Source organism: Rhodanobacter sp. B05 (assembly GCF_002001085.1).
Classification (GTDB): Bacteria; Pseudomonadota; Gammaproteobacteria; order Xanthomonadales; family Rhodanobacteraceae; genus Rhodanobacter.
On record NZ_MUNU01000014.1, the window covers coordinates 15,103 to 28,954 of the forward strand.

Genomic DNA, 13,852 nt, shown 5'->3' on the forward strand with positions numbered 1-13,852 from the left:
CAATGACTTCGCATACGCAAACGACGAGCCAGTTCAACCGGGAGCTGGTGCTGGCCGCCGTCGCCGATTCATTCCGCAAGTTTTCGCCGCGGCTGCAGTTCCGCAACCCGGTGATGTTCGTGGTGTTCGTCTGCAACGTGTTGACCACGGCGCTGTGGGCGCAGGCGCTCGCCGGACATGGCGAGGCGCCGACCGGCTTCATCTTCTGGGTCAGCCTGTGGTTGTGGTTCACCTTGTTGTTCGCGAATTTCGCGGAGGCATTGGCGGAAGGTCGCGGCAAGGCGCAAGCCGACGCGTTGCGCAGCTCGCGCAAGGACGTGATGGCCAAGAAGCTGGCCACCGCCGCCCGCGATGCGGCGATCGTCTTCGTGCCGTCAAGTGAACTGCGCAGCGGTCACCACGTGCTGGTCGAGGCAGGCGAACAACTGCCCGGCGACGGCGAGGTGGTGATCGGTGCGGCCAGCGTGGACGAGAGCGCGATCACCGGCGAATCCGCACCGGTGATCCGCGAATCCGGCGGCGATCGCAGCGCGGTCACCGGTGGCACCCGCGTGCTGTCGGACTGGCTGGTGGTGCGCATCACCAGCAATCCGGGCGAGAGCTTCCTCGACCGCATGATCGCGATGGTGGAAGGCTCGAAGCGGCGCAAGACGCCGAACGAGATCGCGCTGACGATCCTGCTCGCCAAGTTCACCCTGATCTTCCTGCTGGCCTGCGCCACCTTGCTGCCGTATTCGATCTACAGCGTGCAGGCGGCAGGCGGCGGCCATCCGATCACGCTGACCGTGCTGGTCGCGCTGCTGGTGTGTCTGATCCCGACCACGATCGGCGCGCTGCTGTCGGCGATCGGCATTGCCGGCATGGACCGGATGATCCGCGCCAACGTGATCGCCACCTCCGGCCGCGCGGTGGAGGCCGCCGGCGACGTCGACGTGCTGCTGCTGGACAAGACCGGCACGATCACCCTGGGCAACCGCCAGGCGGTGGCATTCCAGCCCGCCTCGGGGGTGGACGAACGGGTGCTGGCCGAGGCCGCGCAGCTGGCATCGCTGGCCGACGAGACGCCCGAAGGGCGCAGCGTGATCGTGCTGGCAGGCGAGCGCTACGGCCTGCGGGAACGCCGGCTGGCCGAGGGGGAGGCGCAGTTCGTGCCGTTCACCGCGCAAACCCGCATGAGCGGCGTGGATCTGGGCGAGCGGCATATCCGCAAGGGCGCACTGGACGCGGTGGAGAAATACCTGCAGGCGCAGGGCAGCCAGCTGCCGCTGTCGGTGCGACGCATTGCCGAGGAGATCGCGCGGCGCGGCGCCACGCCGCTGATCGTCACCGAGGGCTCGATCGCGCTCGGCGTGATCGAGTTGAAGGACATCGTCAAGAGCGGCATCAAGGAGCGCTTCGCCGAGATGCGCAAGATGGGCATCAAGACCATCATGATCACCGGCGACAACCCGCTCACCGCTGCCGCCATTGCAGCGGAGGCCGGTGTCGACGATTTCCTCGCCGAGGCCACGCCCGAAGCCAAGCTCAAGCTGATCCGCGACATCCAGGCCGAGAACCGGCTGGTCGCGATGTGCGGCGACGGCACCAACGATGCGCCGGCGCTGGCCCAGGCCGACGTGGCGGTGGCGATGAACACCGGCACGCAGGCGGCGAAAGAGGCCGGCAACATGGTCGACCTCGATTCCAACCCGACCAAGCTGATCGAGGTGGTCGAGATCGGCAAGCAGATGCTGATCACCCGTGGCGCGCTGACCACGTTCTCGATCGCCAACGATATCGCCAAGTACTTCGCGATCATTCCGGCCGCGTTCGCGACCACCTACCCGGCGCTCAACACGCTCAACGTGATGCATCTGGCGACGCCGCAGAGCGCGATCCTGTCGGCGGTGATCTTCAACGCGCTGATCATCATCTTCCTGATCCCGCTGGCACTGAAGGGCGTGAAGTACCGCGCACTCGGCGCCGGCGCGTTGCTGCGCCGCAACCTGCTGGTGTACGGGCTCGGCGGCATCGTGGTGCCGTTCCTCGGCATCAAGCTCATCGACATGTTGCTGGTGCTGTGCGGACTGGCCTGATTTTTTTGCTCGTCATTCCGGCGAAGGCCGGAATCGCTTTTCGGCAGCCTCGTGCATCACGGAATGTGGGTCCTGGCCCCGCTGGGATGACGGTTTCTCTTCATGGAGTCATGTCATGCAAACGCTGAAAGTATCCGTATCGCTGCCCGACGCCACCCATCCCGACATCGAGCTGCGCCTGTCGGCCAACGACTCCGACTGCGACGTGGTGATCGCACTGCCGCTTGCCCAGCGCAGCAAACCGGTGGTCGTCGCCGAGACCAGTTTCAACGATGCCGCAAGCGCTGCCGATGACGAATACGTGCTCGGCGGTTACGCCGGCATCTGAAGTTGCTATCTCGATCCCCTTGATATGCGTCGCCTGCGACAGGCAGCGACGCCGGAGTTATCGCAATGAAGTTGCGTTCCATCGCTGCCGCGGCAGCTTTCCTCTCCATCGGTTGCGTTGCCATTGTTCATGCCGACGACGCACCGGCCAGCCCGGTCACCGGCAATGTTGCCGTGACCTCCGACTACATGTTCCGCGGCCTCACCCAGACCTGGGGTCGCCCGGCGATCCAGGGCGGTGCCGACTACGCCAATCCGAACGGTTTCGCCGCCGGCTTCTGGGGTTCCAGCATCAGCGAGCGCAGCTATCCGGGCGGCGCGATGGAACTGGATCTTTATGCCAGCTACGGTCAGTCGATCAACAGCGACTGGTCGTGGCGCGTCGGCGTCTATGGCTATGTCTATCCCGGCGCCAATCTCGACCGGGCCGGGCTGGCATCGCGCTCGCTCAATACGGTCGAGGCCAACGCCGCGTTGACCTGGAAACAGTTCACGCTGAAGTACAACCAATCGCTCACCGACTACTTCGGCGTGGACACTGAGCAGGGCTATCGCGGCGATTCCAGAGGCACCGGTTATCTGCAACTGGACGCCGCGTTCCCATTGAGCACTGCATGGAGCCTGGCGCTGCATGCCGGCCACACGCACTACACCACCATCCTGGTCACGCCGCTGGCCAGTGGCGCACGCGACCCCGGCTACAGCGATTTCGGCGCCACGCTGAAATACCAGCTCGCCACGCACTGGTCGCTGAGTGCGGGTCTTACCCATGCCACCAATGCGGATTTCTACCGCCGCACTTCCAGCTTCCTCGACGCAGGTGACACGCGCAATGTTGGCGGTTCGCGCGGCTTCGTGATGCTGCAAGGAAGTTTCTGAGGAGTATTCCCATGAGCAAACTGTTACGCCAATCCTTCGTCCTGCTGTTGCTGATGACCGTGATCACCGGCGTGCTCTATCCGCTGGCTGCCACCGGGCTGGCCCAGCTGATCTTTCCGCGGCAGGCCAACGGCAGCCTGATCGTGCAGGACGGCAAGCCGGTGGGTTCGGTGCTGATCGGCCAGTCGTTCACCGACCCGAAGTATTTCTGGGGCCGGCCGTCGGCGACTACCCCGAATCCGTATAACGCCAGCGCGTCGAGCGGTTCCAATCTTGGGCCGACCAACCCGGCGCTGACCGACACGGTGCGGCAGCGGATCGCCGCGCTGCGTGCGGTCGATCCCGGCAACACCGCGCCGGTGCCGGTGGACCTGGTCACAGCCTCGGGCAGCGGCCTCGATCCGGAGATCAGTCCGGCCGCGGCGCAGTACCAGCTGGCGCGAGTGGCGAAGGCGCGCGGGCTCGGTACGGCGCAGGTGCAGGCGCTGGTCAGCGAATTTACCCGCGGCCGCCAGCTTGGGGTGCTCGGCGAGCCGCGGGTGAACGTGCTGCAGCTCAACCTCGCGCTGGACGCACATCGCTTTGCCTCCTCTCCCCCTCGGGGAGAGGATTGAGGTGAGGGGCGGGAGCTCGCATCGACGCTGATCGAAGCGTGCTCTGATGCAAGAATGGCGCGAGCACCGGCCCCTCTCCCCAACCCTCTCCCCGAGGGGAGAGGGAGCCAAAACTTGGCGAAGATGGGACACCTATGACCGAACCCTCCCGCGAAGCGCGTGCCGATGCCTTGCTGAGTACCGGGCAGGATGAGCGCACCCATCGGCTGAAGATCTTTCTCGGCGCCGCGCCCGGAGTCGGCAAGACCTACGCGATGCTGTCCGCCGCGCGTGAGTTGAAGCGGCAGGGCGTGGATGTGGTGGTCGGCGTGGTCGAGACACACGGTCGTGCCGAAACGGCGGCCTTGCTGGAGGGCATGGAAGTGCTGCCGCGGCGCCAGGTGAGTTACAAATCGTCCGACGGCAGCGATCGTGACTTCACCGAATTCGATCTCGACGCGGCGCTTGCGCGCAAGCCGGCGGTGCTGCTGGTCGACGAGCTGGCGCACCGCAACCTGCCGGGTGGCCGGCATGAGCGGCGCTGGCAGGACATCGCCGAGCTGCTCGATGCCGGCATCGAGGTCTACAGCGCGCTCAACGTGCAGCACCTGGAAAGCCTCAACGACCAGGTGCGCCGCATCACCGGCGTGGCGGTGCGCGAAACGGTGCCGGATGCCTTCCTCGATCGCGCACGCGACATCGTGCTGGTCGACCTGCCGCCGCGCGAACTGATCGACCGGCTCAAGCAGGGCAAGGTCTACGTGCCGGAGACGGCGGCGGCGGCGCTCAACGCCTTCTTCGTGCCGACCAACCTCGCCGCCCTGCGCGAGCTGGCGCTGGAAACCATTGCCGGCCATGTCGACAACGATCTGCGCGAACACATGCAGGCGCGCGGCGGCGCCATGCCGGTGCGCCGCCACGTGCTGGCGGCGATCGACGGGCAGGGCCAGAGCGAATACCTGGTGCGGGTGGCGCGGCGCATCGCCGAGCGGCGTGGCGCACCGTGGAGCGTGGTCTTCGTCGACACCGGCGCCAGCCTGGGCGGGGCGCGGCGCGAGCGGGTGGAGGCGGCGATGCGACTGGCACGCCGGCTTGGTGGCGATGCGGTGGTGCTGCGCGGCCACGCGATCGCCGATGAGCTGATCGCGCATGCCGATCGCGAAGGAGTGGGCCAGATCATTCTGGGGCGCACCCGCGAACGCCCGGTCGCGCGCATGCTCGGCCGTTCGCTGACCCAGCTGCTGTTGCGCCGTGGCGCCCACCTGGAGCTGACCATCATCGCGACGCCGGCCGAGCGCGTTCGCTCGCGTCGCCTCCTGCATCTGCCGGGCGGGCGCGGGCGGCGCAGCGAATACCTCTACGCGACCATCACCACCCTGGTCGCGTTCGGCCTGTCCTTCATCGCCGATCACTACCTGTCGGTGGCGAGCCTGTCGCTGATCTTCCTCACCGCCGTGCTGGTGGTGGCGGTGCGCACGCGGATGGCGGTGGCCGTCTATACCGCCATGCTGTGTTTTCTCGGCGACAACTTTTTCTTCGCCCCGCCGCGCTACACCCTGGAGATCGCCAGCCCCGACGACGTGTTGACCGTGGTGCTGTTCCTGCTGGCCGCGCTGGTGTGCAGCCGGCTGGCGACGCGGCTGGCCAGCCAGGTGGAATCGCTGCGCGGCGCGCATGCGCATGCGCGGGCCCTGCTGGATCTCGGCCAGCGGCTCACGGCCAGTGCGGACGCCGACGGGGTTCGCCAGGCCGGTGCCCATGCGTTGGCGCGGGCGCTGGGGGCCGACGTCGCGCTGCTGCTGCGTGACGCCAGCCAGACCCTGCATCCTGCCAGCAGCGCACCGCATGCCTTCGCGCTTTCGCATCAGGATCTCGCGGCTGCCGACTGGTGCGAGCAGCATGCCGAGCCGGCCGGTCGCTACACCGATACGCTGAACGGCGCCGCCTGCTGGATGTTGCCGCTGGGCGCGGACGGTCACCGGCTCGGCGTGGTCGCGCTCCGTTTCGATGCCGCCGCGGGCGCGCCCGATCCCGATCGGCGCAGCCTCACCCTGGCCATGGTGCAGGACATCGGCCGGGCGCTCGAACGTGCGCGCCTGGCCGACGAGCTGGAAGGCGCGCGCGTGCAGGGCGAGACCGAGCGCCTGCGCAGTGCGCTGTTGTCGTCGGTCTCGCATGACCTGCGTTCGCCGCTGGCGTCGATGATCGGCGCGGCGGAAACCCTGCTGAGCTATCGCGGCAAGCTGCCCGAAGCGGAGCAGGTCGAGTTGCTGCAGGCGATTCTTGGCGAGGGCCAGCGGCTGGATCGCTACATCCAGAACCTGCTGGACATGACCCGGCTCGGTCACGGCACGCTTCAGCTCGTCCGCGGCTGGACCGATAGTGAGGAAATCGTGGATGCCGCGGTCGCCCGTCTGCGCAAATCGTTTCCGGACCTGCGCGTGGAGACCCAGGCGCCGGCGCAACCCGTCCTGCTGCATGTGCATGCCGCCCTGATCGAGCAGGCGCTGTTCAACATCCTTGAAAATGCCGCGCGTTTTTCTCCTCCCGAACAACCGGTGCGCGTGGAGGTGCATGTCGACGAAGGCTTCCTGATCATCGACGTCAGCGATCGCGGCCCGGGCATACCCGAGGACGAACGCGCGCGCGTGTTCGACATGTTCCATTCGGTGGCGCGGGGCGATCGCTCGGCAAGAGGCACCGGGCTTGGCCTCGCCATCTGCAGGGGCATGATCGGTGCTCACGGCGGCAGCGTCGTGGTCATGCCGGGCGACGGCATCGGCACGATCATCCGTGTCAGCTTGCCGTTGCCGGAGTCAACCGGGCCGGCTGGCGATTGATCTCGCGCGGGATGGGTGTTGCGCCAGAGCACGCGCGAGCTTGCCGACCCGTTGGTGATCGGCGCGCCCTGATCGCAAATTCATGCGGAAAACGGCTGAACTTCTGGCACGCTTGACGACGATCGGGCTGTGTCAGGATCGGCCGTTGCCCGCGCGCTGGCGACCTCTGTCCCATCAACTGGAAGGAATCGGCACGATGACATTGAACAAACTCAAACCACTTGCACTGGGCCTGATGCTGGGTATGGGACTGCTGGCAATCGGTGCGACGAACGCACAGGCAGCGATCGCGTCGGCGGAGGCGTCCGGCAGCGTGCTGCGTGCCACCCTGGACAACGGCCTGCGCGTGGTGATCGTGCATGACTCGCTGGCGCCGATGGTGACCACCCAGATCACCTACCTGGCCGGCGGCTACCAGACACCCAAGGGCTTCCCCGGCACGGCGCATGCGCTGGAACACATGATGTTCCGTGACAGCAAGGGCATGAGCGGCGCCCAGCTCAACGAGATGACCGGCAAGATGGGCGGCGACAACAACGCCTTCACCACCAACGACGCGACCCAGTATTACTTCGTGGCCCCGGCGGCTTATCTCGACGTGCTGCTCCACATCGAAGCCTCGCGCATGCGCGGGGCCGAACTGGCGCCGAAAGACTGGGGGCTGGAGAAGGGAGCGATCGAGCAGGAAGTCTCGCGCGACATTTCCGACCCGGGCTTCCTCGCGTTCGAGAAGGCCGAGGGGATCCTGTATGCAGGCACCGGGTATGCGGCCGATCCGCTGGGCACGCGCCCCTCGTTCGACAAGACCACCTCGGCCACGCTGCAGAAGTTCTACAACGACTGGTACCAGCCCAACAACGCGATCTTCGTGATCGTCGGCGACGTCGATCCTGCGGCCACGCTGAAACAGGTGAAGCAACTGTTCGGTGGCATCGCGAAAGGCGACGTGCCGGCGCACACGCCGGTCAAGCTGGCACCGTTCAAGGCGCAGACGATCAGCAGCACCACGCCCGACGCCACCGGCGCCGTGCAGTTCCTCTATCGCGCGCCGGGTATGAAAAGCGCCGATGCAGCGGCGGCGACCGTGTTGATGGATGTGCTCAACAATGCGCGCAGCCCGCTGTCGGAACTGGCCGTGCAGGGCAAGGTGCTGAGTGCCGATGCGCAGGTGCAGCCCTTCAGTTACGGCGGTATCGGCGCGATCGAAGCCGGCTTCGCCAAGGGCGCCGATCCGAAGCAGGCGCAGGCGGATCTGGATGGTGTCATCCGGCAGGTGCTCAAGGACGGCGTATCCGCCGACCTGGTCGAGGCGGCCAAGCGTTCCGAGCAGGCCCAGTTCGAGTTCAGCAAGAACAGCGCCGTGAGCCAGGCCAGTGCCTGGTCGCAGGCGCTGGCCTGGCAGGGCTTGAACTCGCCGGAGGAAGCGGAGCAGCAGATCCAGGCGGTCACCGTCGACGACGTCAACCGGGTGGCACGCGAGTACCTGAAAGCCGACCAGCGCGTCACCGTGGTGCTGACCCCCGACCCGAACGGCAAGCGCCCACCCAACAGCAATGGCTTCGGCGGCAGCGAGTCCTTCGGCGGCGACGACAAGCTCGACGTGCCGCTGCCGGTCTGGGCCACCGATGCGCTGGCCAAGCTGGACATGCCGCACTGGACGCTGGACCCGACCAGCATGAAGCTGGCCAACGGCATCACCCTGATCGTGCAGCCCGAATCGGTCAGCAAGACCGTCACCGTGGTCGGCCACGTCGATCACGACGACAAGCTGCAGGAGCCGAGCGGCCAGGACGGCGTGGGCAAGTTGCTCACCGCATTGTTCGACTACGGCACCACCAGCCTGGACCGCAACGCGTTCCACAAGGCGCTGGATGCGATTGCCGCCAGCGAGAGCGGCGGCACCGACTTCTCGCTGGCGGTGCCGAGTGCGCATTTCGACGAGGGCATGCAGCTGCTGGCCGACAACGAACTGCATCCGGCGCTGCCGCAGCAGGCGTTCGACGTGCAGCAGAAAACCCTGGCCCGCACGCTGGCGGGGGAACTGCAGTCGCCGCGCTACAAGATGATGCGTGCGCTGTTCAAGGGGCTGTATCCGGCGGCCGACCCGGCCCTGCGCGAGGCGACGCCACAGACGGTCGGCAAGCTGACCCTGGCCGACGTGAAACAGTATCGCGACAGCGCCTATCGTCCCGACCTGACCACCATCGTGGTGGTGGGTGACGTCACGCCGGACCAGGCCAAGGCTGCCGTGGAGAAGTATTTCGGCGGCTGGCAGGCCCACGGCGCCAAGCCGGACGTGATCCCCAAGCCGGTACCGCTGAACCCGCCGAGCTATGAGGTGGTGCCGAACGCCTACGCCTCGCAGGACGAAGTGCTGATGGGGCAGACGCTGGGCCTCGACCTGCACAATCCCGATCGCTACGCGCTGGAACTTGGCAATGACGTGCTCGGCGGCAATGGCTTTGCCTCGCGGCTGATGGTGGATATCCGCGTCCGCCACGGCTTTGCCTACGGCGCCGGCTCGGGCATGGACTTCGAACGCTCGCGTTCGCTGTTCTACGTGCAGTACGGCAGCGACCCGGGCAAGGTGGCACCGGTGGACGAGCTGGTGATGCAGAACCTCAAGGCCATGCAGGACACCGCCGTGACCGCACCCGAGCTGACCAATGCGCGGCAGTACCAGATCCGCTCGATCCCGGTGCAGGTTTCCAGCGTCGATCGCATCGCCCGCTCGCTGCTGTCGTGGAGCTGGCATGGCGAGCCACTCGACCAGCCGATGGTCGCGGCGAAGTACTACCTCAACCTCACCGCCGGCGAAGTGCAGGCGGCGTTCAAGAAATACCTGAAGCCGCAGCATCTGGCCCAGGTGGTGCAGGGCCCGGCACCGGCCAAGCACTGAGTTGTCGGACGCGTGGACAGCATGGCTGCAACGGCCATGCTGTCCACGGCACCGCAGCTGTCATCGCCTCCGCGGGCGTGAAGGTCCGGATTCGCTGGTGGGGCGCCTGCGTTCATCCCCGGGACATCCGCTGGACGACAGACTTCGGCATTTCGCGCCCGGAGCGTCCGTGCATTTCGTCAATGCGTATCGCCGCGTGGCCGGTTCCCGGCCAGTCCCTGGATATGCACGATGGTGCGTGTTGCTGCTGCTATGCGCCAGCGCGTCGGTGCCTGGCAGCCCGACACATGACCGTCGCGACGGTTTGAAGATCGATGTGATCCGTGACCGCCTGACCCTGGCCATGACCGGCTACCCGCAGGTCTACCTGCATGGCGAAATCGACGCCGACGCAGCGCAGCGCTTCCGCGGCATGCTCGACTCCGGGCGCATTTCCTTCGGCTCGGATATCTATCTCAATGCCGCGGGCGGGGATGCGGATGCCGGCATGGCGCTGGGGCGGATGTTTCGCGCGGCGGGCATGGCCACGCATCTGGGTACGCCGCGACTGCCGAAGCACGCCAGCGTGGCGGCGAAGACCGCCGTGTGCACGGACGCCTGCGTCTACGCCTATCTCGGTGGCCTGTATCGGTGGGCGCCCAGTGGCAGGGACCGCATCGGGTTCAGCACGCCGCCGGCAGGCGGAGCGACCGTTCCATCCGGCGTGTCTGCGTACCTCAAGGACATGGGCATCGACGCCGCTGCGCTGGCCGCGGCAGTGACGACGTCCAACGTCGGCCCCGCATGGATGACTGCGGACCAGATGACGGCCCATAACCTGGCCAACAACGGCAAATTGCCGCTCACCGCGACCGCTCAGTTATCCGCGCCGATGCCCACCATCGAACTGCGGCAGGTCGAGCGCAAGGGCACCCATCGCCTCACGATCCAGTGCAGCCCCGGCAAGACCATCGTGACCGCCTTCGACGAGGTCGGTGTCGTGCGCGCGAGGCAGGTCGCAGCGCGCGACGCGCGCTCCTACTTCCAGCTCGGTGACAAGCCGGTGCTGGACCAGGCCAGCGATGGTGCCGTCGTCGAGGGCAATGCCCTGGTGATCCGTCGTGCGTACCCGCCCGCCGATCTGGTGGATCTGGTGTCGGCATGGTCAGTGGGTGCCTGGGTCGACGGCCGCAGCAACGCGTTCCGCGACGGCTTCCGCATGCCAACCCACCTGGTGCACCAGCAGCTCAGCGATTATTTCTACGCCTGTTGGCGTGCCGCACCGTGGCCGCCGCGGCAGAAGAAGCCGGGCTGAGCCGCCCCGCGACTCGACTGAAATGGGCACGGCCGGCAAGCGTGCCCTTGATGTCCACGACTGTTGGTGCCGCTCGATCAGCGCGAAGCGCGTGCCTGAAAGCGTGATCGCCCGGTGGCACGGCGTGGATCCGCGGACCTTGCGGAACAACACTAGGGATACTCTGATCCATTCTACGCAGGCGTCACCGTGACTGTCTGTCCGCAGGCCACAGGGCCGTTGGTGAAGGCAGACTGGCCGTCTGTCGAGACGGCGGACCGAAGGCCTGCGGACAGACAGTCATGGCCCCAACACATTGAATTCAAAATGATGGGGTGATGTCCAGAAGGCGCGCAGGGTGCGCCGCGCAGCTTGGCAAGACGGCCAGTCTTCCCTGCGCCGCGCAACACACCCTGCGCGCCTTCTGGACATCATGCCGCCTGCGTAGAATGGATCAGAGCATCCCTAGAGCAGGCTTTCCAGCGGCAGCAGCTTGAACATTTGTACCTCGACCCGACGGCCGGTGGAGACGCCTGGTTCGTGGTCGTAGCTCACCGGTTTGCCATGATCGGTGGCCTGCCATTGTATCGCGCCACCGTGCGCCGAGCCGTCCGCCTTCAGCGTCACCCGGTAGGCATATTCTGGAAGCGTGGCGGTGTCGAAGAACTCGGTGACCGCGGCGGCCAGCGGCGGACAGTCGACGATGATGCCCATCTCGGTGTTGAGCAATTTCGAGCGGTCGTCCATGTTCATCGAACCGATGAACACTTTTTGCCGATCCACCACGATGGCCTTGGCATGCAGGCTGACGCCTGACGAAGTGCCGCCGGAGGTGGCCGTTTGCGACGCGCCGCTGGCGGGTTGCAATTCGTACAGTTGCACGCCGCTTTCCAGCAGCGGACGGCGGTAGCGCGAATAGCTCGCGTACACCATGGGCTCGTCGCTGGAGGCGAGCGAGTTGGTCAGCACCTTGACCGTCACGCCGCGTTTGGCCAGCGCGTCGAGGTAGGCGGTGCCACGGTCGCCGGGAATGAAATAGGGCGAGATCAGCAGCAACTCGTGTTGCGCGGCGTCGGTCATGACCTTGATGTCCGGGCCGATGCGCAGCTGCGGCTGGTCGGTCCCGGCGTCGATTTTGGAGGGCTGGTCGGCCACCAGGGTAGCCGGCCCCCAGAACCAGTCGCCGGGGCGGTCGGCGGAAGCACCACCGGGCAGCTCGTCGAGCGTTGCCTGCGCATAGTCCGATTGCGCGAACGCGCGGGCGTCGTGCGCCAGCTCCACCCGCAGCTTCGCCAGATCGTAGTGGTCGGCATGCTTGCCGTGGAAGGCCTTGACCGGGTAAGCCGCGTCGCAGTTCCAGTATTCGTCGAAGGCGTGTTCGGCCTGTTGCACCACCGGGCCGATCGCGATCAGGTCGAGGTCGCGGAAATTCGTGTTGTTGCCTGCATCGAAATAGGCGTTGCCGATATTGCGGCCGCCGACGATCGCCACGTTGCCATCGGCGATGAACGACTTGTTGTGCATGCGCCGGTTGAGCCGGTGCGTGTCGAGCAGGAACTGGGTGGCCCTGGACGGCAGCGATGGATTCCTGGTGGCGAACGGGTTGAACAGGCGCACTTCGATGTTCGGATGGGTGTCCAGTGCATCGAACAGGTCGATCGCCTGGCTGGCATTGATGTCGTCCACCAGCAGGCGCACGCGCACGCCGCGGTCCGCCGCGGCCAGCAGCCGTTGCGCCATCAGCCGTCCGGTCGCGTCGTTCTCGAAGATGTAGTACTGCAGGTCGAGCGAATGCTGCGCATGGTCGGCCAGCGCCACGCGGCTCATCAGGGCATTCGTACTGCGCATCAGCAGGCGGAAGCCGGATTCGTCCTGATGTCGGTCCGCTTCGGCATGTACGTAGCGCGCGGCGGGCGTGCCAACGGTAGGTGGCAACGCCCTCGACGCCTGCTTGACCATGGGCGCCGGCGGCGAACAGGCCGTCAGTGCCACGGCAAGCAGCGCCGATCCGCCCATCTTGATGAAGTGCCGCATATCCACCTGCCGTTTGCGCCGAGTACCAGAAGTTCGCGGCTGTCACCCTCTACAGCAGGCGCACTTTGCGAGGTGGGTCGTGAATTCCGCGCGACTGCGCCGGAAGGATGTTTCGGGCTCGGCCGGGTAGAACAGACAAGCTGCCCTGAGCCGGATATTTCCAGGATCGCTATCGGCAAACGGTCTGGGTCGTTTGCACCTACGCCCCCTCCGCTGCGCTATCCTCGCAGGAACTTTCGGGGGAAAGGGATGCCCATGCAACGCTGGCTTATCGCTGCCGCCGTCACTTGCGTCGCCGCTGCAGGCTGCAGCGAAACGCCAGACGGGAAAACCGCACAAACCACACGCCGGCCGCAGCAGGCCGGTTCGACCAGGCCACTGGTCACCGCCAGTCATCTCGCCGGCATCGAAGTCGCGGGCCTGACCGGCGACCAGCGCGCCATGCAGGGTCATGTCGAAGCGATGCACAAGGACATGATGCGCTCCATGCATCTGGCCGACCCGTCGCGCCGCATCGACCACGAAGCCGCCCGCGCCGCCGTGCGCCCGTTGCCAGGCGTGCAATCCGCCGTGTGGATCGACAACGCGAACCTGCTGGTAATGGTCGGCGGCGGCCAGTACCGCAGCATGGCCACCATCGACAACGTCTGCCTCGCGCTGGAGCCGCTGGGCGACACGTTGAGCGTGGTCGTTAATGTGCAGGACGTGATGGCGACAACGTCGGAAGGCGCGGATACGTTGTCGCGGAACTGCCAGCTCGGGGCAGGGGAGCGGGCGATGTTTCAGCAGAAGCGGCAGGTGGATGTGCTGGATCCGGAGGTGAGGCGGGTGTTTCGGGCGCAGCAGGGTGGGGGAAGTGACCCTGACCCAGATCTTGGACCCAGATCTTGAATGCAGACCTTGATAAATCCGTTGAGCCAACGCAGGCGACG

At 66.3% G+C, this 13,852-nt stretch carries 9 protein-coding genes; 8 read left to right on the forward strand and 1 reads right to left on the reverse strand.

Annotation, left to right across the window (positions count from 1 at the left end; genetic code table 11):
- The first annotated feature begins 2 nt into the window (after positions 1–2).
- The 7 genes from kdpB (at position 3) to B0E47_RS07560 (ending at position 10,907) form a co-directional block, all read left to right on the forward strand.
- The gene (kdpB, locus tag B0E47_RS07530; protein WP_077513408.1) at positions 3–2,075 is read left to right on the forward strand and encodes a potassium-transporting ATPase subunit KdpB; all 2,073 of its coding nucleotides are present in this window, start codon (positions 3–5) and stop codon (positions 2,073–2,075) included.
- Positions 2,076–2,190: 115 nt separating this feature from the next.
- Positions 2,191–2,403, forward strand: coding sequence for a hypothetical protein (locus B0E47_RS07535; protein WP_077513409.1), 213 nt, complete (start codon positions 2,191–2,193; stop codon positions 2,401–2,403).
- A gap of 65 nt (positions 2,404–2,468) precedes the next feature.
- Complete coding sequence (locus B0E47_RS07540) at positions 2,469–3,281, forward strand: TorF family putative porin (RefSeq protein WP_077513410.1); 813 nt, start codon at positions 2,469–2,471, stop codon at positions 3,279–3,281.
- An 11-nt stretch (positions 3,282–3,292) separates the two neighbouring features.
- Complete coding sequence (kdpC, locus tag B0E47_RS07545) at positions 3,293–3,895, forward strand: potassium-transporting ATPase subunit KdpC (RefSeq protein ID WP_077513411.1); 603 nt, start codon at positions 3,293–3,295, stop codon at positions 3,893–3,895.
- A 134-nt stretch (positions 3,896–4,029) separates the two neighbouring features.
- The gene (locus B0E47_RS07550) at positions 4,030–6,714 is read left to right on the forward strand and encodes a sensor histidine kinase KdpD (RefSeq protein ID WP_077513412.1); all 2,685 of its coding nucleotides are present in this window, start codon (positions 4,030–4,032) and stop codon (positions 6,712–6,714) included.
- Between the two features lie 196 nt (positions 6,715–6,910).
- On the forward strand, positions 6,911–9,613 hold the full coding sequence (locus B0E47_RS07555) for a pitrilysin family protein (RefSeq protein ID WP_077513413.1): 2,703 nt from the start codon (positions 6,911–6,913) through the stop codon (positions 9,611–9,613).
- Positions 9,614–9,851: 238 nt separating this feature from the next.
- Positions 9,852–10,907: a hypothetical protein gene (locus B0E47_RS07560; RefSeq protein WP_254422859.1), complete on the forward strand. Its 1,056-nt coding sequence runs from the start codon at positions 9,852–9,854 to the stop codon at positions 10,905–10,907.
- A gap of 444 nt (positions 10,908–11,351) precedes the next feature.
- Here B0E47_RS07560 and B0E47_RS07565 read toward each other — a convergent pair whose 3' ends face one another.
- Entirely contained in the window at positions 11,352–12,920 is a 1,569-nt protein-coding gene (locus B0E47_RS07565; RefSeq protein WP_077513414.1) for a phospholipase D family protein, read from the reverse strand.
- 249 nt (positions 12,921–13,169) lie between these two features.
- Between B0E47_RS07565 and B0E47_RS07570 the strand changes: the two genes are divergently transcribed.
- On the forward strand, positions 13,170–13,811 hold the full coding sequence (locus tag B0E47_RS07570; protein ID WP_168171030.1) for a hypothetical protein: 642 nt from the start codon (positions 13,170–13,172) through the stop codon (positions 13,809–13,811).
- Positions 13,812–13,852: the final 41 nt, after the last annotated feature.

Coding starts and splice junctions, on each gene's coding strand:
- kdpB (WP_077513408.1), top strand. CDS start 3: ATGACTTCGCATACGCAAACGACGAGCCAGTTCAACCGGGAGCTGGTG.
- B0E47_RS07535 (WP_077513409.1), top strand. CDS start 2,191: ATGCAAACGCTGAAAGTATCCGTATCGCTGCCCGACGCCACCCATCCC.
- B0E47_RS07540 (WP_077513410.1), top strand. CDS start 2,469: ATGAAGTTGCGTTCCATCGCTGCCGCGGCAGCTTTCCTCTCCATCGGT.
- kdpC (WP_077513411.1), top strand. CDS start 3,293: ATGAGCAAACTGTTACGCCAATCCTTCGTCCTGCTGTTGCTGATGACC.
- B0E47_RS07550 (WP_077513412.1), top strand. CDS start 4,030: ATGACCGAACCCTCCCGCGAAGCGCGTGCCGATGCCTTGCTGAGTACC.
- B0E47_RS07555 (WP_077513413.1), top strand. CDS start 6,911: ATGACATTGAACAAACTCAAACCACTTGCACTGGGCCTGATGCTGGGT.
- B0E47_RS07565 (WP_077513414.1), bottom strand. CDS start 12,920: ATGCGGCACTTCATCAAGATGGGCGGATCGGCGCTGCTTGCCGTGGCA.
- B0E47_RS07570 (WP_168171030.1), top strand. CDS start 13,170: ATGCCCATGCAACGCTGGCTTATCGCTGCCGCCGTCACTTGCGTCGCC.